The 21,959-nt window shown below is 59.7% G+C and carries 20 protein-coding genes and 1 pseudogene; 11 read left to right on the top strand and 10 right to left on the bottom strand.

Features of this window, described 5'->3' with window-relative positions; genetic code table 11:
* Nucleotides 1–366: 366 nt before the first annotated feature.
* On the top strand, nt 367–1,704 hold the full coding sequence (locus AC5YUO_RS17570) for an SGNH/GDSL hydrolase family protein (protein WP_496156155.1): 1,338 nt from the start codon (nt 367–369) through the stop codon (nt 1,702–1,704).
* 134 nt (nt 1,705–1,838) lie between these two features.
* On the top strand, nt 1,839–3,257 hold the full coding sequence (locus AC5YUO_RS17575) for an O-antigen ligase family protein (RefSeq protein WP_496156156.1): 1,419 nt from the start codon (nt 1,839–1,841) through the stop codon (nt 3,255–3,257).
* A gap of 9 nt (nt 3,258–3,266) precedes the next feature.
* Here the strand turns inward: AC5YUO_RS17575 and greA are convergent, their stop codons facing one another.
* Nucleotides 3,267–3,749, bottom strand: coding sequence for a transcription elongation factor GreA (gene greA, locus AC5YUO_RS17580; RefSeq protein ID WP_496156157.1), 483 nt, complete (start codon nt 3,747–3,749; stop codon nt 3,267–3,269).
* 278 nt (nt 3,750–4,027) lie between these two features.
* Here greA and eglC point away from each other — a divergent pair, with 278 nt between their 5' ends.
* Nucleotides 4,028–5,425: an endo-1,3-1,4-beta-glycanase EglC gene (eglC, locus tag AC5YUO_RS17585; RefSeq protein ID WP_496156158.1), complete on the top strand. Its 1,398-nt coding sequence runs from the start codon at nt 4,028–4,030 to the stop codon at nt 5,423–5,425.
* A gap of 77 nt (nt 5,426–5,502) precedes the next feature.
* On the opposite strand, the gene AC5YUO_RS17590 is transcribed toward eglC, so the two are convergent.
* The 3 genes from AC5YUO_RS17590 to AC5YUO_RS17600 form a co-directional block, all read right to left on the bottom strand.
* Entirely contained in the window at nt 5,503–6,417 is a 915-nt protein-coding gene (locus AC5YUO_RS17590; RefSeq protein ID WP_496156159.1) for a TIM barrel protein, read from the bottom strand.
* Nucleotides 6,418–6,843: 426 nt separating this feature from the next.
* Complete coding sequence (locus AC5YUO_RS17595; RefSeq protein ID WP_496156160.1) at nt 6,844–7,167, bottom strand: hypothetical protein; 324 nt, start codon at nt 7,165–7,167, stop codon at nt 6,844–6,846.
* A 147-nt stretch (nt 7,168–7,314) separates the two neighbouring features.
* On the bottom strand, nt 7,315–7,806 hold the full coding sequence (locus tag AC5YUO_RS17600; RefSeq protein ID WP_400812995.1) for a hypothetical protein: 492 nt from the start codon (nt 7,804–7,806) through the stop codon (nt 7,315–7,317).
* Between the two features lie 172 nt (nt 7,807–7,978).
* Here AC5YUO_RS17600 and AC5YUO_RS17605 point away from each other — a divergent pair, with 172 nt between their 5' ends.
* From AC5YUO_RS17605 to AC5YUO_RS17635, 7 genes are all read left to right on the top strand, one after another.
* Entirely contained in the window at nt 7,979–9,931 is a 1,953-nt protein-coding gene (locus AC5YUO_RS17605; RefSeq protein ID WP_496156161.1) for an AfsR/SARP family transcriptional regulator, read from the top strand.
* A gap of 8 nt (nt 9,932–9,939) precedes the next feature.
* Nucleotides 9,940–10,368, top strand: coding sequence for a hypothetical protein (locus tag AC5YUO_RS17610; protein ID WP_400812997.1), 429 nt, complete (start codon nt 9,940–9,942; stop codon nt 10,366–10,368).
* A 16-nt stretch (nt 10,369–10,384) separates the two neighbouring features.
* Nucleotides 10,385–11,605 (top strand): YcaO-like family protein, encoded by a 1,221-nt coding sequence (locus AC5YUO_RS17615; RefSeq protein ID WP_496156162.1) that lies wholly within the window; start codon nt 10,385–10,387, stop codon nt 11,603–11,605.
* Nucleotides 11,602–12,315, top strand: coding sequence for a TfuA-like protein (locus tag AC5YUO_RS17620; RefSeq protein ID WP_496156163.1), 714 nt, complete (start codon nt 11,602–11,604; stop codon nt 12,313–12,315). Before AC5YUO_RS17615 ends, AC5YUO_RS17620 begins: the two co-directional genes overlap by 4 nt.
* The gene (locus AC5YUO_RS17625; RefSeq protein ID WP_496156164.1) at nt 12,312–13,469 is read left to right on the top strand and encodes a hypothetical protein; all 1,158 of its coding nucleotides are present in this window, start codon (nt 12,312–12,314) and stop codon (nt 13,467–13,469) included. Before AC5YUO_RS17620 ends, AC5YUO_RS17625 begins: the two co-directional genes overlap by 4 nt.
* 126 nt (nt 13,470–13,595) lie before the next feature.
* A complete protein-coding gene (locus AC5YUO_RS17630) occupies nt 13,596–14,033 on the top strand; it encodes a helix-turn-helix domain-containing protein (RefSeq protein WP_496156165.1) in 438 nt (145 codons plus the stop codon).
* Between the two features lie 94 nt (nt 14,034–14,127).
* Nucleotides 14,128–14,361: a hypothetical protein gene (locus AC5YUO_RS17635; protein ID WP_400813001.1), complete on the top strand. Its 234-nt coding sequence runs from the start codon at nt 14,128–14,130 to the stop codon at nt 14,359–14,361.
* Between the two features lie 194 nt (nt 14,362–14,555).
* On the opposite strand, the pseudogene AC5YUO_RS17640 reads toward AC5YUO_RS17635, so the two are convergent.
* From AC5YUO_RS17640 to xylF, 4 genes and pseudogenes are all read right to left on the bottom strand, one after another.
* A pseudogene (locus tag AC5YUO_RS17640) lies at nt 14,556–14,828 on the bottom strand (hypothetical protein); the annotation flags it as partial.
* A 164-nt stretch (nt 14,829–14,992) separates the two neighbouring features.
* The gene (locus AC5YUO_RS17645; protein ID WP_400813003.1) at nt 14,993–15,775 is read right to left on the bottom strand and encodes an ATP-binding cassette domain-containing protein; all 783 of its coding nucleotides are present in this window, start codon (nt 15,773–15,775) and stop codon (nt 14,993–14,995) included.
* Nucleotides 15,776–15,793: 18 nt separating this feature from the next.
* Nucleotides 15,794–17,098, bottom strand: coding sequence for a sugar ABC transporter permease (locus tag AC5YUO_RS17650; protein WP_496156513.1), 1,305 nt, complete (start codon nt 17,096–17,098; stop codon nt 15,794–15,796).
* A gap of 188 nt (nt 17,099–17,286) precedes the next feature.
* Nucleotides 17,287–18,327, bottom strand: coding sequence for a D-xylose ABC transporter substrate-binding protein (xylF, locus tag AC5YUO_RS17655; RefSeq protein ID WP_496156166.1), 1,041 nt, complete (start codon nt 18,325–18,327; stop codon nt 17,287–17,289).
* A gap of 242 nt (nt 18,328–18,569) precedes the next feature.
* Here xylF and AC5YUO_RS17660 point away from each other — a divergent pair, with 242 nt between their 5' ends.
* Nucleotides 18,570–19,802, top strand: a complete 1,233-nt coding sequence (locus AC5YUO_RS17660; RefSeq protein ID WP_496156167.1) for an ROK family protein — start codon at nt 18,570–18,572, stop codon at nt 19,800–19,802.
* Between the two features lie 19 nt (nt 19,803–19,821).
* Here the strand turns inward: AC5YUO_RS17660 and AC5YUO_RS17665 are convergent, their stop codons facing one another.
* Nucleotides 19,822–21,366: a glycerol-3-phosphate dehydrogenase gene (locus tag AC5YUO_RS17665; protein ID WP_496156168.1), complete on the bottom strand. Its 1,545-nt coding sequence runs from the start codon at nt 21,364–21,366 to the stop codon at nt 19,822–19,824.
* Between the two features lie 172 nt (nt 21,367–21,538).
* Entirely contained in the window at nt 21,539–21,955 is a 417-nt protein-coding gene (gene mce / locus AC5YUO_RS17670; protein ID WP_496156169.1) for a methylmalonyl-CoA epimerase, read from the bottom strand.
* Nucleotides 21,956–21,959 lie beyond the last annotated feature (4 nt).

The raw sequence follows: 21,959 nt of genomic DNA on the forward strand, positions 1-21,959 counted from the left end.
GATTGCGGGCATGAACAGCCGACAGGCGAAGAAAACGAACCTGTCCGATAACGGCCGGGGCACGTTTGCCGAAAGCTGCACGAAAACACACACTGCTAGATAAAAACACCAGCGCTTAAACCTTTATTCGAAATAAAATTCAATAATAACAATAATACTGGATTAATATTCTACTTATATACATCAAACGAAATCAAAGAAAAAATCATGACCTTCGTTTCTAGGCGCTGTTCGCCGTTTCGCTCCGGTATTTTTTCCCCATGCCTCATGGTGGAATTATCCTGAAGCCAGACCAGGAGAACGAACGATGACACCGCTTGACTGCAACATATGCATATATATGGCACGAACGGAAGGGGTGGCGGCATGATCGGCTTGACGCTCGGCATACGCCCTCTGAACATGGGCCCCATCGGACTTTCCTCGACTGCGTTCTCTCCCTTGCGTGCCCGTCTGGCGGCCGGCCAGAGTGCCACGATCTTCGTGAACGGCGACAGCACCGCCCATGCCGAAGCCGGGCCATTTCAACAATTTGCGATGATGCTCGGCGATCTGCACGATGCGACAGTGGTGTTATACCGCTGGGCGGAATGGGAGACGAGCGCCGCCACCGGGCCAAAGGCCTATGCCGATCCGATCACACTGCGCGCCGGCAAGGGTGCGACGCTCACGGTCTATCTCGCGACGCTACCAGGCGGCATGGCGGGCTACATGCTCGCGGAGCAGCGCGCAGCGGCATTGAATATCCCCCGCCCAAATCTCTGCATCATGCATCAGGGTCATAATATGCTGACCTTCGAGGTGCCCGGCGGCATTTTGAGTTCCGGGCGATCCAGCCTGCTTGGTCCGCTGGGCATGACCGAATGGCGATGGCCGGGCACACCACAGCTCATCACCACGCAGAATCCGTGGCGAGATGGAACAAGTTACGACAAGGTCTATCAGGCGACCCTCGACTTGGCCCGAGCACATCCGAACCTGACGCTGGTGGATACGCACGCGGCATTTCTGGCGAAGGGCAAAGACGCCACCCTTTATCGGGACAATGTCCACCCGAACGATACAGGCTCGCGGCTCGTCGCCCAAACCCTGTTCGATTCCTACCTCGCTTCGGCCTCCGACAGTGGTTTTCAGACGCCTTGCTGGCCGAAGCTTCCTGCCACCAATCTCATAGGCAATGGCGATTTCACCGATTGGTCCGGTTCGGTTCCGACGGGTTGGGGTCTGACCGCACCAGGCTCCGCAACCAAAACCACCGACCTCATCTTTTCCCCATCCTTCACCACCAGCCTTGCCCTCTATGCAAATGGCGACCAGACAGCCGGGCTTACGCGCTATTTTCGCAATGCAGAGGCCGCAGCAATGATCGGCAAGACCGTTTCCTTCGCCTTGCTTTACAAAAACAACGAAAGGCAGCGCCCTCCCTATGTGACGCTGATGACGAAAAGCGGCGGCGAAGTGCGGACGATCGTTTGCTCCGCCCTGCAATTCGGGGGTGCCAACATCTCCGGCAATAGCGGCTGGATGTGGGCGCTTGCCAACGGGATCTCCATAGACCCCGATATCAATCCGGCCGGATATAACTTCTATCTGCGAATCCTTCCGGCATTCGGCACCAGCCCGCCCACCTCGAATGAGCCCGTTCACATTCAGCGCATCATTGCCGTCGAAGGGGATTTGCCGAAAGGCAATCTGATCTCATGAAGAAACGGATAAATTTATCTTGCGTGGCGACGTCATCAAGCCCACTAATGGTCGTCATATTATATTTATTGCTGCGCGGTAGCGCTCTCCCTGTGCGAGCGTTGAAATCCGCCAAGAGAAAATAAAGGCCGCGGATGAAAAGACGAGCAGACGATGCGGCATCACGCCAGCCCGTTCTACCGGGTTTTGTGTTGGCAATGCCGCTTTACCCTTCAAAAACAATCAATATTCCCGGCATCTTTCTCGCAATATTCGTATTTTCCATTGGTTTCTTCATTCAATGCAATGTGTTGACCAGCAATCTTGGCCTGCGTTTTCTCAATATCACCGACATGCTGGTGCTGATGATGCTGCCCGTCATTGCGCTGCTTTACGTCCGCTGCCTGACGCTGTCGATCATCCTGTTTTATCTCCTGCCGCTGACGATCCTGTTCGCCCTCACGACACTGTTTGCCGACTCGCGCGGCGACGGCGAGTTTTATACGGCGGCGATGACCTATTTTTATGCGGTCTATTTTCTTTTCTTTGCCTATATGCTGTTCAAGGAGAACCTTCTCGAACTGTTTTGCTGGGGCATATTTGCGGGCTTCATAGCGGTGACGATCCTGCTTTTCCTGGACATTGTCATCCATGATCAGCTCGCCTCCCTCGGATTGTCTTTCATGTTCGATGAGGCGGGCGTATTGGAGCTTGCTGCGAAAGGTGAGATAACCCCGCTGCTTTTGCGCGTCGAAAAGGCGGGCGGTATATGGCCCGTGGGCAACACGGCTGGACCGGCCTTCGCGCTCGCCGGGGCCGCAGCCGCCTATGTCGCCGAACGCCAGAAACGCCCCTCGCTGTTTGCCGCGTTTCTGCTGGTATATCTCGCCAGCTTTACGCTCACGCTCAATCGCTCGGGGGTGTTTGCCGTTCTCGCTATCGGGCTTTATTTCTACATCCGAAATTTTTCGATCAAAATGCTGCTCAGCACCTATTTCGGTTTTGCCTTGTCCGCCCTCGTCATCGCCGCCGTTTTGCCGCTCGGCGCTTTCGACTTTGCGGAACAGGCCTTTTCGAAACGTTTTCTGGAGGACAGCAATAGCAGCAACAATCTGCAAGAGCGGTGGGAGACAATCGTCGGCGGTTTTCAGGTCATGCTCCAGCATCCCCTGGGCATAGGATTTGCCGCGCGATATGAGGAGCTCACGCAGATAACGAGGATCGGTACGCCCCATAACGGCTTTATGGCCACCGCCTATGCTTCCGGCCTGGGATTTTGCATCATGAGCGCCTTCGCACTTTTTTATGCAGTTTTCCGGAAACGCAAGGTCGGCTTTTTCGCCTATTCGGCAATCGGCGTCATTATCGGCTATCAATTTGAAGAACTGAATTTTAATCCCGTCTTCATGGCCCATGTAGGCCTTGCGCTTGCCTATGCCGCCATTGATCTGGACTTCAGGCTTTTCCTGAAAAACACGGTAATGCGGATGCTTGGAACGGCGGACAATGCACGCAACCGGGAAGAAGGAAGCGTCATCGGTAATACACCGGGTTTAAGGCCGCCAATTTTCTGACAGACCGCTTCAGGCGACGTTGAGAATCTCGATCTCTCGCCCACCCAAACTGACGAGATCGCCGGCCGCTTTTCCCATCAGCACCCTTGCAACCGGGGAAACATAGGACATCGTTCCCGCAGCAGGATCGGCCTCATCTTCGCCAACGATCCGGAACCGTTGCGTTCGCCCGTCATCGCGGCTGAACGTTACGACGCTGCCGAAAGCGACGACGCCATCCGCTGGCGGATCAGGCATCAATTGCGCGGTACGGACCCGCTCGGAGAAATATCGCAGATCGCGTAGCGGGTTGGCGGAAATGCGCCGTCTTTCATTGATGTCTTCAATGGCATTGGCCGCGTCACAGGCTTCCCGCGCCAGCCGCAACTGCTCTTCCAGCGCCTTCAGCCCGGACTGCGTCACCAGATTGGGATGAGGCGAGATTACCCGATCCGGCAGAACGGTTTCGGCTGCGGTTTCCGCACTGTCTTCCTTGGTAAAGGCTACACTCAATCCTGACACTCCATTCCCGAGATGCCGCACAGACATCTGCAATTCGCCCCAATCTTGCCATCGCCCGCAGGGGCACCGCAAGACCAGGCTGCGCAGGTTCAAAAAAACGGAGATGTAACAGGCGGAAGCGGGGGATGACAACGCGCCCGCTAAACAGCCGAATGCAACCGCAACGGAACATACCCCTCATATTTCGGCCTAACAGGAGGCTTTTTGCCCTGTTAGGGTGTGTAGCAGGAGGAGTGAGGAGACCAACGCTAACGGACAGGAGACGGTTCATGGCCCGGACAGTAGTGAATGCGCTTGGAGACACACTCTATTACAGCGGCAGTTCCACCGGTTTTTTCTCCGCCACGGGCTCCGGCCCGCTGCTCACCGGCACTGCGGGCAATGATTCCATGTGGGGCGACAGTTCCGTCAACGTCACCATGGCGGGCGGCACGGGCGACGATATTTATTATCTCTATTCCAGCATCAATCGCGCTGCCGAAAATGCCGGGGAAGGTATCGACACCATCGATACCTGGATGAGTTACACCCTGCCCGACAATTTCGAGAATCTCAGGGTAACCGGTGACGGGCGTTATGCCTTCGGCAATTCGCTCGACAATATCATCACCGGCGGATCGGGTAGCCAGACGATCGATGGCGGCGCCGGCAACGACGTGCTGATCGGTGGCGGCGGGGCCGACACCTTTATTTTCACCAGCGGCAACGGCACCGATCTCATTACGGATTTCAGCGCCAATGACACGATCCGGCTGAATGGCTACGGCATCACATCCTTCGACCAGCTCGTCGGCAGCTCCACGCAGCAGGGCAGCGACCTGTGGCTCAATTTTTCCAATGGCGAAGCCATCGTTCTTGCCGGAACGACCATAGACGACCTTCAGGCCGACCAGTTCGAACTCAGCCTCGACCGCTCGTCTCTCACCCAGACCTTTGCCGATGAATTCGATACGCTGTCGCTGCACAGCGGTGACCAGGGCACCTGGGACGCCAAATATTGGTGGGCGCCGGAAAAAGGAAGTTCGCTGACGACGAATGGCGAGGCGCAATGGTACATCAACCCTGCCTATGCCGGCACATCGGAGGTCAACCCTTTCAGCGTCGAAAACGGCGTCCTCACCATCACCGCCGAGGAAACCCCGCAGTCGATTGCCGACGAGGTGGAGGGGTACGATTATACCTCGGGGATGCTGAACACCTATTCCTCCTTCAGCCAGACCTATGGTTATTTCGAAATCCGCGCCGATATGCCAACCGACCGGGGCGCTTGGCCTGCCTTCTGGCTCCTGCCCGAAGACGGCTCCTGGCCACCGGAACTCGATGTCATCGAAATGCGTGGCCAAAATCCCAATACGCTCATCATGTCCGCCCATTCCAACGCCACCGGTGAACAGACCTCGGTCATCAACAATGTCAGCGTGCCGAGCACCGAAGGGTTTCACACCTACGGCCTGTTGTGGGATGCCGAACACATTACCTGGTATTTCGACGACGTTGCCGTGGCGCAGACGGATACGCCTGACGATATGCATGACCCCATGTATATGGTCGTCAACCTTGCCGTCGGCGGCACGGCGGGAACGCCATCGGACGCTGATTTCAGCGACGGCTCGCAGATGATGATCGATTACATCAAGGCCTATTCGCTCTCCGACTGGGCAGCGTAAATTAAAACACCGGCAGCCGCATCGGGACTGCCGGTGTTTCAAACATCAGCCTGTCGGCCTATGCCTGGTTCAGACCATCACTCGGCCGCGAGCTGGGTGCGGGCGGCATTGAGCGACATCAGATGCCGCGCCATTTCGAGGCTCGCGGGTTGCTCGGCGCGATAACGGCGGCCGATTTCCATCATCAGCACGGTATCGGGCAAGAAGGAAAGTTCCGAGAAGATGTCCTGCCAGTCGATATCGCCCCAGCCAAGCGGCATGTGCAGGTCACCGATACCGAGCGCCGTGTTTTCCTGGGCAAAATAAGGCTGATAGAAGCCCTGCGGCCGGCCGAAGGAATCGTGCACATGCAGGTGGCCGGCAACCGGCGCCATGGCGCGAAGCTCATCGCGGAAATCGAGGCCACGATAGGTGGACTCGAGATAGGCATGGCTGAAGTCGATCAGCGCCACGACATTGTCGTGACCGACAGCCTTGACGGTCGCTGCCACTTGGGCCGGCGTCTGGCGATATTGGCCGGGTTCGGTGGAGAAGATATTCTCAAGCGCGATGCGCACGCCATAGGGCCTGCAGAATTCCGCCAGTTCGAAAAGTGCTTCCCGCTCGCGGCTGTCGGCATCGGCCCGCTCGGCAATCTGGTCGGCACGCAGCGCGCCGCTATGCTGGACGAGAATGCCCGCGCCGATACGGTCGCAGAGAACGGCAAGCGCCTTGGCCGCATCGATCTGGTAACGGCATGTTACCGGATCCATGAAGTTCGAAGAAACGAGACCGTGCACGGTGTAACGGAAGTCGAACTGCTTCGCGAGCGACACGAAACGATCGGCGCGCTCCTCGATGATCCGGCCGCCGGCGATCATGTCGAGGCTTGTCGCGGCGATTTCCACGGTGTCGCAGCCAATTTCGGCAAGCGCGCGAAGATCGCTTTCGAGGGTGGCCAGTTCGCCATCATCTGAGCCGGCGTTGAAGCCGGTACCTATAAGATTGCTCACTTCGTCATCTCCAGGGCTAGAAAGGTCATGGGAGTTCAGGCGCCGCCCATGCGACACCACGTCAAACAGGTCCGGGCGGTCGATATTGACGTCGTCTAGCCCGGGCGATGCAATGTCGTAAGAAAGTCCGAGGTCGCCGCCGTGATGATAAAAAGCGACCGGGACATGTTGATCCGTTTCCGTCGAAACCGATCACTCAATTAAGTTTCTTCATTTACAGCTTTATGACATTTCCGCAGGCAAGCAGCAGAGAGAGCGAGCCTTCGCGGCATGACAGGCGGCGGCATCATGAAGAAGTGCGCGGGAGGCCGGCGAAGGGTCGGGTTGCGGTCACTCGGGTCCGCTCAAACGACGAAATGGCCGCAAATTGCGGCGATGGGTCTGCGTGCGTCGGCACGTCGAAGCCGGATATCTTCCGGCGGGGTGCTAGCCGAGATTATGCACCATGAAATAAATCAGCCAGCAATGCGCGATGGCCAATATCGCCCAGGCCCATTTTGCGGCCCTGATATCGGCATCGACAACCCTGTTTCGAATCTCGGTCCTGCCCGTCGCCTCTTCTCCGGCTCGGACATCCCCGATGGTGGATGAATGCAATATCTGTGAAACAGGCTCGCTGACAACGTAGAGCCTGTCGCTGCGCAGAAGCGGGCGCGGCTCGTCCTCAACGCTCTCCGCATCGGAAAGCGTATTATCGATGGAAACGCAATTCACCGCCACAAGCTGCGGTGACATCCCCCTGTTACGCACTTTACCTCTATTGGGCATCATAATGTTCCACACAATAAAAATAAAAATATTCCCGGATGACTTCCGACAAAGCCGCGCTTTGCCAGACATGAAGCAATAGGCGCAGTCCCTGCCTTCACGCCCCCTGAGCCAAAGACATCACCGCGATCAGGCTACCGGGACTCCCGGCAGACCACGCCTGCCCGCGTAAGGTTTTGCCTCCCGCTGGATCAGGAAGACGGATTTTTCGACCGGCAGCGGCTCCATCGTCCGGTAACGCTGAAACCGCTTGGAATATTCGAACCGGATGAGCCTGTCGTCGAACTTCCCCGCCAGAACGCGATAGCCGTTGACGAATTCATTCAGGATTTCCAGCTCTTCTCCCCACACCCAGCCGCCGTAGGATGTTCCTTCATTCGAACGCAGCACGATCTCGAAAAAGTGCCCGCCCGCCACCAGCGGCATACGGAAGAGAATATCGAGATTATCCTCGTCCTCGACGTCGCCTTTTTCCGCCGACAACCTGGCATGCGCGACCTTCGCATGGACCAGCGCCGAGACCGGATAGAACGGACGGCCCTTGAACCACATGAATTCGCTGACCGCATATCCGACATCGTCGGCACGCTGATAAGGTTCGATACGCGGCTCGAAGGCCATGTAGCTTCCGTTAAACGCTATCACTGTCGAAAATTCCCGATGCCTGCCCGCCGCATGTCCGCTGTTTTCCACCCGTCATTCATGCTTCTGTCTGCGACAATAGGCAGGCCGCGTCACACCAGCGTCAAATGGAACGCTATGATGACTTTCAATTTCCCGGGCACGTTGTTAGATGATGATTCATGAGGGGACAAAAGTGGCTGGGAACGCTGAACTGATACCGATCCGGCTTTTTGGCACCCCGCGCTGTGATGCGGTGCGGGAAGCATTTTTTCCGTCCAAGGGTTTCGCCCTCACCGCTGCCCTCATCCTTGCGCCGAACCAGTCCCTTTCCCGCCAGCACGCCGCATCGCTGCTGTGGGAAAATGTCGAGCAGAAAAGGGCTCTCGGCAATTTGCGGCAGCTGATCCTGCGCCTGCAGAAGCTTCCGAACGAGGATGAGGCGATCCTTCTGACCGAAGGGAACGATCTGAAGGCCGGCACGCTGGCGCAGCGGACCGACCTTGCCATCTTCCTTGCCGGCGCAAGGGCCGAAGACCCGATGCGGCGGCTCAATGCGCTGCTCGAATTCGGCGGCGAGTTGCTGGAGGGGCTGGAGGCCGGGCAGGACCACCTTTATCTCTGGCTGCTTTCGGAGCGCCGCCGTCTCCGGGACCTGTTCTTTTCGAGCTATACCCAGCTTCTGGAGGAATTGACGCGGTTCGGCCGGGCCAGTTCGAACGACATCGCGAGACTTGCCGAATGCGCCTGCAAGATCGAGCCGGAGCGCGAAGAAACCTACCGCGCCGCGATGGCGGCCTATGCGCGGATCGGAAATATCAGCGCCTGCGAGGGCATGCACCAGCTTCTGATGGAACAGCTTCGCCAGGAGGGGCGTTCGCCCGAAGCGGAAACCGTGGCGCTTCGGCGGAGAATACAAAGTCTGGCCGCCACGATAACGGCCCCCGCCGAGCCCGAAGAAGGCAATCGCCGAAAAACAACGGCAAAACCGCGCGTCGCATTCGTCCGCCCGGCAAGGGTTGACGGGCAGCCGGTCTCGCCGGTCATGCATGCCTTCGTCGAGGATGTCGCCAACAGCCTTGTCCGATACCGCACCTTCACCGTCCTTTCGCCGCACAGCACCTTTGTGCTGGCGCATGAGCGGGCCGATGACAGCTACGCCATGCTGCGGGCGGATTACCGCATCATTTCCACCGTGTTCGACGAAACCCGCATGTCGGTTGCGCTGATCGAGGATGCAAGCGGTGAAATCGTCTGGTCACTGGAAGCGGTCCTGACCGAGCGGCATATCCACGCCGCCTTCCGGCTGCTCTCCAAACAGGTGGCGGCGGCGCTTGCCCGCGAAATCGAGCGGCTTCAGGTGGAACCCGACCGCAACCATAGCGGCGAGGCCTACCGGCAATTGCTGGAGGGCCAGCAGCTCCTGCGCGGCAAATGCGACCTGCCGCTTCTCAGAAGAGCCCGTTCGATGTTCCGCAAGGCGGTCGATCTCGACCACAGCATGGCGGTGGCCCGCGCCCGCGTGGCGCAGAGCCTGCAGCTGGAATGGTTGATGCTGGGAGGCAACGACCCCCATCTCCTGCATCGCGCCAAGGCGGAAGCAGACTCTTCCGTCGAGATCGACCCCGCGCTCGGTGTCGGCCACTGGATGTGCGCGGTTGTGGCGCTCTATCAGCGGGATTTCGACATCTCCGCCGAAAAATTCTTCGAGGCGGAGGCGCTGGCGCCCAACTCGGCCGACCTCCTGCTCCAGCATGCCGATGCGCTCGCCCATTTCGGCGATGCGGAAACCGCCTGGGACAAGTTTCAGCAGGCCATCGACCTCAATCCGCTGGCGCCCGACATCTACTGGTGGGCCGGCGCCAGCATCGCGTTCAAGCGCGAGGATTACGGCGCGGCGGTGGAACTGTGCGGGCGGATGGAAAATGACGAGCCGGCGCTGCGTGTGCTGACCGCAAGCCACGCGCTGCATGGCGATCTGGCCGCCGCCCGGGAAAGCGGCAACAGGCTTCAGGAAAACTATCCGGGTATGACGGCGAGGGAGATCAGCAGCCTGTCTCCAGACCGCGACCCGATAGCGAATGAAAAATTCTATCACGCACTTCGATTAGCTGGGATCAAATAGGAGATATTATGTCCTCACATTTCTTCATTGTCGGAAAAAAGGGTTTCGGCGTTCTCTTCATTCGCACGGCGCCGCTCAGGGTTGCGTCCGTGGCGCATGAGACGATTGCCGCCTATGAAGCCAGCCATCCCGGCGTGGATGGTTATGCCCGCGTGGCAGCCGCCGCAAAGTCCATGCTCGTTCGCCAGAACGGTCAGCCTGAAGCGGAACTGGACCAGGTTCAGATTCAGGGCATCGAAGCCCTCGTCGCCGGTGGCGCGGTGGTTTCCGAAGCCGATTTCGCCTTTATCGGCGAAGTGAGCGACGCCGGCTGGGATTTCAACCGCATGGTACAGGCACCGATCGAAGCGGCCCTGAAGGCTGTCGGCCCGGCTGGCTCCGTCACCGGCGAGCTGTTCGACGCCATCCTTGCCGACGACAGCAACACGGCCCCCTGATCGCGGTTGCGCAGCCTTGACCGGCGCCGATGCTCCCATATCAGCGACAGCGGCTTCAAGGCATGCAGACGCTTCGTTCTTCGATCCCGGACTGCTTCGGCGGTTCGGGATTACCCGTGTCGGCGACGTGACCGGCCTCGATATTATCGGAATTCCCGTCTGGTTCGCAGCCCGGCCCAACTCACGCGGGCTGTCGGTATCGCAGGGCAAGGGGCTTGTCGCGGAACAGGCCCGGCTGTCGGCGATCATGGAAGCAATCGAAGGCGCGGTTGCCGAAGAAACCCGCAGACATATCGCCGCCTTTAGCTCCGTTCAGGAGATGCGGGACAAGGGAACTCCTCTCATTCCCTTCGAAACCGTCGGCAGGGTCGATCCGGACGCGCTCGATCCGCGAAAGCAACGCGCCTGGGTGAAGGGGACGTCCATTCGCCAGCAGCGGGAGATTTTTGCGCCCTACGAGCTCATCGGCATGGATTTCCGCGTGGATTTCCCATGGGACCGGCGGGCTTTCCGCATGAGTTCCCAAGGGCTCGCGGCGGGGTTCGACCATGACCATGCGGTCCTCCATGCCCTGCTCGAACTGATTGAAAACGATGCCTGCGTTCTCGTCGACACTTTCGAGACGCGCGCCATCGCACCACAACCGATCCTCATCCCGGCAGGTGTCGCCCCCTCGCTTGACGGCCTTGTCCAACGTCTTTCCGATGCCGGCCTGCCGCCATCCTTTTTCGACCTGACCAATGGGCTTGATGTGCCGGTGGTGATGGCGAGCCTGCCCCGGTCGCTTCAGGCGGAAGACGGGCCAGCCACCCGCAGCGCCGCAGGCGCCGCCTGCCGGCCGAATACCTATGATGCTGCGATTGCCGCCTTGCTGGAGGCGATCCAGTCGCGATTGACCGACATCAGCGGTGCGAGGGACGATCTTTCCCCTCTCCGCTACCAGCGGGACAAGGTTGCGGCCGGGCCTTCGGCTTCCGGCATACAGCCTGTGGAAAGGTTGCCGGCACATCTCGACTTGACACAAGGCGCCGCATCTTCCCCGCCATGGCGTCTGCTTGCGGAGCACCTGTTCGCCGGCGGCATCGAGGATATCTATGTCTTCCCGCTGGAAACGCAGGTCTCCGGCCTGCATGTCGTGCGGGTTCTGGCAAGCGGCCTTTCTCCTGCCGGCGGCGGCCTGCACCACATCTCGCAGCGCGCCCTCGATCACTTGCTGACTGTCGGGGGCCTCGGATGAAGCCGGTGGTTTTTGCAGGCCCGTCCATCCACGGCATCACAGGCGAACATTTGTCCGGCCTCGATCTTCGCGGTCCGGCCGCCTGCGGTGATATTTTCGATGCGGTCCGGCAAGGCGCCGGGACAATCGGGCTGATCGACGGGCTTTATGGCGATTGCGCCGCCGTCTGGCACAAGGAAATCCTGTTTGCACTGTCGAGCGGCGTCACCGTTTTCGGCGCAGCCAGCATGGGCGCGCTCCGGGCGGCGGAATGCGCACCCTTCGGCATGATCGGCATCGGCGGTATTTTCGAGGCCTATCGCGACGGGCGGCGTTTTTCCGATGCCGATGTGGCGGTGAGCCATGCACCCGGCGCGCTCGATTACCGCCCGCTGACAGTCGCGCTGGTCGATGCCGAGGCGACGCTTGCCGCCTGCCGTGAGACGGTCGCTCCAGAGGAATATGACGCACTCGCACATGCTGCCAATAATCTGCATTTTACCCGCAGGACATGGCGCGCCATCGCTCGGGAAGCCGGTCTCGGCCCCGCGGCGGCAAATCTGCTCGCGGCCAATTCCGTTTCCGTCAAAAGAAACGATGCCGCCGAACTTCTGGCGGTGCTTGCGGGCGAGACATTGCCATCGCCACCGCCGCAATCATGGAAGCTCCAGAATACGATGTTTTTCCAGCAATTGGCCGCGCGGCAGACGGCAGGGGACAAAACATCTTGAGCGCCATCCCGCCCCTGCCGCTGATGCCCGATTGTGGCGGGCTGATCCGCATGATCGCGCTCGCATTGCCCACCTCTTTTTTTGCGAAAAACAGGGCCGATGACACCGTTTCACCACTCATTCCAATCGGAAACCTGCTCTCGGCCCTGCCTGCGGATATCGCCGCCACGATTGTGATCGACCACGCCTCTCTCGGGTCGGCACGAGACTGGTTCGACCACCTGCCTGTCTCCTGCCGCATCGAGCTGATACCCCTTGCCGGAAACGACAGCGTTTCGCATCCTTGGGTACAGGATATGTTCCATGTGCGTGCGGCTGATCACGAGACGGACGCTGCGGCGGAATTCGTGCTGGTGGCGGAGAAGGCCATAGGCGCCAGCCTGGCCGAATATCTGGGAGCGACAACCACGCATTCGCATGTCGCCTTGGCAGGGGGCAACCAGCTTGTCGGCCGGGATTTTCGGCTGGTGGGCCATTCCAGCCTGCAGGATGACAGGGGGACCGGAAGGAATGCGGCCATCCCTTCGCAGCGATGGCGGGAGATTCAGGCTTTCGACGGCAGAAGCGTCTTCAGTTTCGGTTATCGGCCGGAAGATCTCGGCAAAATCCCGGTCTCTTCCGATTTTTCTTCGACGGAGACCTGCGAAACCCAAACAATTGGTGAAAAAATGCACCAATGCGGCTTCCACGTCGACCAGTTCGTTTCCGTCACCGGTCTGATAAGCGCGGGCCGGCCGCTATTGCTCCTTGCCGACCCCGTCGCGCATGGCGGATGCCATGCCCGCGCCGCAACCGAGCTGAAACGAAAACTGGATGCCTCGGCGCTTTGGCTCGCACGACAGGGCTTTGCGATTGAACGAAATCCCATCCCGGTTTCACCGGCCATCGATACCAACAAATGCCTGCCCAGGCTTTACAACAATGTCATTCTTGAAAATGTCACACGTTCCGGTCAGAAACGGCCATTCGTCTGGATCCCGCATTTCGGCGATACCGAGTCGCTTGAGGAATTCGACGCGATGAACCGAAAAATTTGGGACAGAATCGGCTTTCAGGCCATCGGTGTGGCCGGATGGAGCCATCTTTCCAGCCGCAACGGTGCGTTGCGTTGCGCGACAAAAATTATAAATCGCGGCCCGCACACGCGATTATGAACGAAAAAACGTGCTATTTTGTCAATAAAGCTTCATAATACCCGTGGAAATTGTGTTGAATGTATACCTTCAAGAATATTAATTGATAATCATCACATCTAAGAACCTCAACCGGAGGAATTTGTAATGCACGCCAAACTGCCCAGCCCGATCGACGTCCATGTCGGCGCACAAATCAGAATGCGCCGCAAGTCGCTCGGCATGAGCCAGAGTGCGCTGGCCGGGCGATTGGGCATCACCTTCCAGCAGGTCCAGAAGTATGAAAAGGGCGCCAATCGCGTCGGCGCGTCCCGTCTGCAGGCCATTGCGTCAATTCTCGGCGTGGAGGTCAGCTCCCTGTTCGCCAATGCCACGCCCGATGGCGACCCGGCCAATCCGGCCCTTGGCACGATCAATGCCATGCAGACCTTCGTGGCCTCGAATGAAGGCTTTTCGCTCAACCAGGCCTTTTCGCGCATCAAGAGCGCCACCGTGCGCAGAAGCATCGTCGCTCTCGTGACATCGCTCGCCGCGAGTGAAGCGGCGGAAAATGCCGCCGCGCCGGCGGACAAAAACGACGATTGACGCAGGTGTGACGCTCGCGTGACGCTCGATATGGTCGAAAATGAACAACGCAGCATCAACGCGTTTTCATACTGTCGACTGTCGAGAGGGAATCATGGCGGCGTCTACCACAGCTATACTTGAACAGGACAATGCAGACGAGATTCTGGCGCTCGGGCGGATGGTTTCCTATCTTTGCCAGCGCTCGAAATCTCTGGAACTGGGCATGTCGACCTATTTCCTGGAGATGGCATTGTTGTCGCTGGCCCAGGACATCAATCAGCAGGGTCTGCTGCCCGTAAGCGCAGAGCTGAATGTCAGCACCTTTGCGCAGGCCGACCTGCATTGAACGCTTTCGCAACGGCGTAAATCCGCCGGGATTGAGCGTTTCCACACCGATCTCCAGTCGTAGGCCCGGGAGCGTTCTCTTTATCTGCCTGTCCGGCCGGCTCCATCCTGCCGGACAGACATTCATATACCCTCCCCCACATTTTCCCGGCGGAAGCCGTGATGAGGCCCAGCTCCCGCCGGGCCTCATCCATATCAGAGTACTGCTCGGCGAAGCTCGGCAGCGGCAGCGACCATGTTGACCAGGGCCGACCTGACCTCTTCCCATTTGCGGGTCTTCAGGCCACAATCCGGATTGATCCAAAGCTGCCGGTCGTCAAGCCGCTTTCCGATTGCGAGCGCGATCTGCCGGCATGTCAGGCTCCTTGCGATATCGTCACGGACAAAGGACCAGTTGAGGATCGTCACCGGTCCGGCCAGCATGCCCTTGACGGGCTTTTCGGTGAGCGACTGGGAATAGTCCCACCATCACGGCCGTGCCGAGAACGTCTTGCCGATCGACGGCGCACCGGATTCCCTCTTAGCTCCGGGATCGGGCAACCAAGCCCGGAGAACCATGACATCGGCAATGTCTCACCATGGATGCCACCACATCAATAGACATATTCGGTGACGGCACGGCAGGTCGGTCGTCAGGAGACGACCGCGCCCGGCCCAGGCACCGCGCCCGAAGGCACCTTGCCAAGAATGATCATGCCGAGAACCTCGTCCTTGGTCACATCCTGCGTGCGGGCATGGCCCACCACCTTGCCGTTCTTCATCACGAAGACCCGGTCGGCCAGATCGAAGACGTCGTGAATATCGTGGCTGATGAGGAAGATGCCGATGCCCTGCCGTTTCAGTTCCTTGACGAGATCGCCCACCTGCGCCGTTTCCTGCGGCCCGAGTGCTGCCGTCGGCTCGTCCATGATGAGAATGCGGGCATCGAACAGAATGGCACGGGCGATGGCGACAGACTGCCGCTGGCCGCCGGATAGCGCCTTCACCGGCTCCTTGAACCGCCGGAAATTGGGGTTGAGACGCCCCATCACCTCGCGGGCCGAGGCTTCCATGGCGACATCATCAAGCGTGCCCCATTTTGTCTTCAGCTCGCGGCCGAGATAAAGATTGGCCGCCGCATCGACATTATCGGCCACGGCCAGCGTCTGGTAGATGGTCTCGATGCCGTATTTCTTGGCGTCGCGGGGATTGCGGATATCGGCATCCTCGCCATTGATGAGGATATCGCCGCCATCGCGCCGGTATGCGCCGGAGAGGATTTTGATGAGCGTCGATTTTCCCGCGCCGTTATGGCCGAGAAGGGCGACCACCTCACCGGGGAAAAGATCGACAGAGGCGTTTTCCACCGCATGGATGCCGCCGAAGGAAATGGAAATATTGCGCATTTCCACGAGGGGCGTGACTTGGTCCGTCATAGGAGTTCTCCTCGGTTCTTACTTGGCGCGGGCGCGGTAGATGGTGTCTAGCCAGACGGCGACGACCAGAACCACACCGACGACGATGCGCTGGAAGGGCGTATCGATGCCCACCAGCACCATGCCGGATTGCAGCGACTGCATGACGAGCGCGCCGAGCATCGCGCCCGCTATGGTTCCGACACCGCCGGCAAGCGAGGTGCCGCCGATGACGGCCGCCGCGATGGTGTAAAGCTCGTCCAGTTCGCCCTGGGCATTGGTGGCGGCGTTGAGGCGGGCGGTCGAGATCGCCGCCGCGATGGCGCAGAGAACGCCCATCAGCGTGAAGATCTTCACCGTGACCCAGCGGGTCTTGATGCCGGCAAGTTCGGCCGCTTCCGGATTGCCGCCGATGGCGAAGACATAACGCCCGAAGCGCAGCCGTGTGGCGATGAAGGTCATGACCGCACCGACGGCAAGCGCCATCAGTACCGGAATGGCGATGCCGTGCGAAATGAACAGACCGCCTTCAGGCCAGGCGATGCCATTGGCATCGGCATAGTTGCGGGCGATGTTGACCGGCCATGGATAGCTGTTGACCACCGCCACGAAGCCGATGACGATAAGGCAGCCGAGCGCCACCAGAAAATATTCCGCCCAGACCGGCCGCAGCGGAAAGCCGAAACGGCGGCGCTGATGGCGGGAATTCAGGATGGCCGCCACTATGGCGACGCAGGCGACGACGGCGGCGATCCAGCTCCATGTCGCGCCGATCGAACCGCTGGTGCCGCCGCCCATCAGGCGGAAGGTGGAATCCATCGGCGCCACGGTGCGGCCGCTGGTGATGAACCATGTGCCGCCGCGCCAGACCAGCAGGCCACCAAGCGTGACGATGAAGGAGGGCACGTTCAGGAAGGCGATGATCGAGCCCTGCAGCATGCCGATCGCGCCGCCGACGAGAATGCCGACCAGCAGCGTGATGATCCATGTCGCCGAATGTTCAAAGCCGAGGATTTGTGGCAGGATCTCCGCCTGCATGACGCCCATGATCATGCCGGAAAAACCGAGGATCGACCCGACCGACAGGTCGATATTGCGGGTGACGATGACGAGCACCATGCCGGTCGCCATGACAGCCACGGAAGCGGTCTGCACCGAAAGGTTCCAGAGGTTTCGCGGCGTCAGGAACAGCCCGCCGGACAGGATATGAAATCCGATCCAGATCAGAAGAAGTGCGCCAACCATGCCGAGCAGTCTGGTATCCAGCTCGGTAGCGTTGATGAAGCGTGTTATCGAGCCTGTTTTTTCCGTCTTTTGCGACGCTGTGGAATTGGATTGGGTCATGTCGGCCATGAACTGCCGGTGCTCCTCACATCTTGGGTCGTTTTGGCTTGTCTTCGAATCGCCAGAACGATCCAAGTTTTGTTCTTACGCATTGTCCGGACGGAAAAGCCGTTCCGCGTTTCCTGGAAATGCTCCAAAGGGCGCTGCGCCATGAACCATGGCGCAGCGCCCAACCGGGACGTATTCGATCAGTCGCAGGCCTTGACGGATCCGGCCTTCACACCCTGGCAGGCCGTTTCCTTCTTGATCCAGCCGGCATCGATGACAGTGCCGAGATTGTCCTTGGTGATGGCGATCGGCTTCAGGAAGACCGACTGCATCGTGACCTTCTTCGGGCCGCCATCAAAGGTGGTGACACCCTTGATTTCCGTCATCTTCTTGCCGCCCGCCAGTTCCAGCGCAACGCCGGCCGCTTCCTTGCCGAGTTCACGGCTGTCCTTCCAGACAGACACCGTCTGCGTGCCGAGCGCGACGCGGTTCAGCGCCGCGAAATCGGCATCCTGACCGGAAACGGGAACCGAACCGGCCATGCCCTGCGCGGCGAGAGCGGCGATGGCGCCGCCGGCGGTGCCGTCATTCGAGGCGACGACGGCATCGACCTTGTTATTATTCTTGGTCAGGAACTGTTCCATGTTCTTCTGGGCATTTTCCGGCTTCCAGCCATCGGTATAGGCTTCGCCGACATTCTTGATCTTGCCGCCGTCAATGGCGGCCTTCAGCACTTCCTGCTGACCGGCGAACAGGAAGTCCGCGTTCGGATCGGAAGAAGAGCCCTTGATGAAGACGTAATTGCCTTCGAGCTTCACCTTGAAGACTTCGGCAGCCTGAAGACGGCCGACTTCCTTGTTATCGAAGGTGATGTAGAAGGCGTTCTGGTTTTCGATCAGACGGTCATAACCCACGACCGGAATACCCTCGGCAACGGCCTTTTCAACGGCCGGGCCGATCGCATCGCTGTCCTGCGCCAGAATGATCAGCGCATTGGCACCCTGCGAGATCAGCGATTCCACGTCGGTCAGCTGCTTTGCGGCGGATGATTGCGCGTCGGCGGAGATGTATTTCGCGCCGGCCTTGTCGAGCGCTGCCTTGATGGCCGCCTCATCCGTCTTCCAGCGTTCTTCCTGGAAATTCGACCAGGAAACGCCGACGACGAGATCGGCGGCAATCGCGGCAGTATGCAGGGAAACGAGTACGGCCGTACCCGCCAAAAGCTTGGCAAAAGAATTCATGATGTCCTCCCGGTAAGGGCGCAGCCCCACACCTCCATGCAGGGAAAACGCCCGGAAAAAGCTGCCGGTCTCTGTGGTTTCACAATTTTCTCGACAGTCGAGAAAATTAATGTCAGAGATTCCCCATGCTGTCAACAACGGCTGCGGGCAGCATCCGGGTGCCTTGATCTTCTCTGTGGTATGGGCCATCAGACGGGATCAGCACGACAGGAAAAAGCCGTTCAGGGAGCAGGCCCCAGCCCATGTCCGCCATTGCAAGTACGGAACTGGTGCGCCAGAAAAACAGCCTGTCGGTGATGGCGGCCCTGCGCCTGCACGGCAGCCTTTCCCATACCGACATGTCGTCCTTCACCGGGCTTGCCTCCGCGACCGTCTCCGCCATCACCACCGAGCTCGAGCGGGCCGGTCTCATTCTGCGCAAGGAGCAGCTCGCCACCGCCGGCCGTGGCCGGCCGCGCATTCTCTTCGGCCCGCGCGGCGCTTTCTGCCACGTCGCCATCGTCATCATCTCCTCCGACAGCGTGCAATATTCGCTGGTCGATTATGCCGGCAAGCTGGTGGATCGCTTCACCGAACAGAGGATTACGGCTGAAAAAGGCACATTCGGCGGCGCTATCCTCGCCGGCCTTGCAAGGCTTGCCGATCGCTCGCGCATCGACCGGCACGATATTCTCCAGGTCTCGATCAGCAGCAAGGGGCTGGTGGATGCGGCCGCGGCAACGCTTCTCTGGTCGCCGGTTCTCGGCGACGAAAGGATCGATTTCCAGCGACTGATTTCCGGGGACGGCCGCATTCGCGTGACGCTGAACAACGAGACCCTGCTGGCGGCCAAGGCCATCTGGATGCGGGAGCACGCAAAGGAAAACCCGGCGCCGGAAGCTCTCGTCACCCTGTCGCTCGGCCACAGCATCGGCCTTGGCATCGCCCGCGCAACGGGCGGCGCGATCGAGGTCAGCGCCCCCAATTTCGGCCATATGCTGCATCTGGCCGATGGCGCGCTGTGCCGTTGCGGTACCAGAGGCTGCATCGAGGCCTATTCAGGGTTCTACGCCATCCTGCGTTCCGCTTTCGAAGCCCCGCCGCAGGCGGAACCGGCGAAATTCGTGCCGATCGCCGAGGTGGACAAGATCGCCGCCTCGGCGCGCACCGGCGCCCGCATGGCGCGGTTCGCCTTCCGCACCGCCGGCCTGGCGCTCGGCAATGGCCTTTCCCGCCTCTTCAGCCTGCATGGTCATATGCCGGTCTTCATCACCGGCCCCGGCACGCGTTATTTCGATCTTCTGGAAAGCGGCCTTCACGATGGCCTTGCACAATCTCAGGCGGTGCGTTTCGGCGGCATGCCGAAAATCGCCATCGCGCCCAACGAGCCGGAACTGGTGTTCGAAGGACACATGGAACACGCACTTTCGGCCGCCGATGACTATATCCTGAGCGCCGATGGCCCGGAGAGACCGGCCAGGAGTTCCGGGAACTGACGGGGCAACTGGCGGATTTTCAGGCCCGCTCCGCCAAGACTTCAGCCTTTTGCCCGCCGCCCGTCAGTACAGCTACGAAGTCATCGAGATCAGCGGCCTCGTCCTTGCTCAGGCGCAGGCCCTGTTTCGTGCGCCGCCAGAGAATGTCCTCGGCCGCAAAGGCCCATTCGTGCTCAACCAGCCAGCGCACCTCGCATTCATAGAGCGTGCCGCCGAAATGCCGACCGAGGCCGGAGACATCGGTGGCGCTGCCCAACAGTTCCGCCGCCTTCGTGCCGTAGTTTCTGACAAGCCGCTCGGCATGGCGCCCATCAAGGAAGGGATAACGGGAGACGAGCGCGCGCACCTGCGCCTCATATCTCTCCGCGCCGAAATCGCCGCCCGGCAGGTGGGAGCCCGCCGTCCACGGCTTGCCCTTTTCGCCAATCGCCGCGCCGATCTTTTCCAGCGCGTGCTCGGCCAGCCGCCGATAGGTGGTGAGCTTGCCGCCAAAAATATTGAGAAGTGGAGCCTCACCCTCGGCCTCCTCCACCTTCAGCACGTAATCGCGTGTGGCTTCCTGCGCTTTCGAAGCACCGTCGTCGAACAGCGGCCGCACGCCGGAATAGGTCCAGACGATATCTTCCGGTTTCACCGCTTCGCTGAAATAGTCGCTGGCCGCATTGCAGAGATAGGAAATCTCTTCTTCGGAGATACGCACCCTGGCGGGATCGCCCTTGTAGTCGCGGTCGGTTGTGCCGATCAGTGTGAAATCCCGCTCATAGGGAATGGCGAAGATGATGCGGTTATCAGGGTTCTGGAAGAAATAGGCGCGCGGATCGGAAAACTTCTTGCGCACGATGATGTGGCTGCCCTGTACAAGCCGGACATTATGAACATCCTTGCGCCCGAAGACGCCGGAAAGCACGGTATCCACCCAGGGACCGGCGGCATTCACCAGCATGCGTGCCTTGTGCAAGGCCGCTCGTCCGGTCTTTTCGTCCAGCGTCTCGATGAGCCACAGCCCGCCTTCGCGCCGTGCTGAAACAACCCGCGTGCGGTTCATGATCGTCGCGCCGCGATTGGCCGCATCGCGCGCATTGAGAACCACGAAACGGGCGTCGTCCACCCAGCCATCGGAATATTCGAAAGCCCTGGCGAAAGCCGGTTTCAGCGGTTTTCCTGCCGGGTCTCGCCGCAGATCGAGTGTGCGGGTCGCCGGCAGAAGCTTGCGGCCACCGAGATTGTCATAAAGAAACAGACCGAGCCGGACCATCCAGGCCGGGCGCACGCCGCCCTTCTGGACGGGCAGAACGAAGCGCATCGGCCAGATGACATGCGGGGCCATGGCCCACAGGATTTCCCGTTCCATCAGCGCTTCGCGCACCAGACGAAACTCGTAATGTTCGAGATAACGCAAGCCGCCATGGATGAGCTTGGTGGCAGCGGAAGAGGTGCCGGAAGCGAAATCGCCCTTTTCCGCAAGCGCCACGGAATAGCCCCTGCCCACCGCATCGCGGGCAATGCCGCAGCCATTGATGCCGCCACCGATGACAAAAAGATCGAAAATGGTCTCGCCGGACATAGAGCCTCCACGACAGCGCCGGGGGATTACGCCCCCATCGTTGAAAGACAACTGCCATAAAAACGAAAACAAAACGAATGTCAAAAGAAAACAAACGAAACACGTTTCGGCAAGGGCGAACGGCCGCTGCGCGCCGCACACCGCATGGTCAGCGTCTTAGGGGCTCAGTGTTTCAGCCGTGTGTCGGGGTAACCTGCTCAAGCTCATAGAGCACGCCGCCCATGTCTTTCGGGTGCAGGAAAAGAACGGGATTGCCATGCGCGCCGGTCTTCGGCTCGCCGTCACCCAGAATTCGGACGCCCTTTTTGACGAGATCATCACGGGCGGCAACAATATCCGCCACCTCGAAGCAGAGGTGATGGGTGCCGCCGCCGGGATTTCTTTCGAGGAAGGCGGCAATCGGCGAATTCTCCCCGAATGGATGAAGAAGTTCGATCTTGGTGTTATCAGCCTGAATGAACACCACCGTCACGCCGTGTTCAGGCAGCGATTGCGGCTCCGAGACATCGGCGCCCAACGCCCTGTAACGGGCAATGGCGGCATCGAGATCGGGCACCGCGATGGCGACGTGATTTAATCTTCCAAACATGGCC

The sequence above is a fragment of the Agrobacterium sp. LEGMi-208b genome, assembly GCF_059511785.1.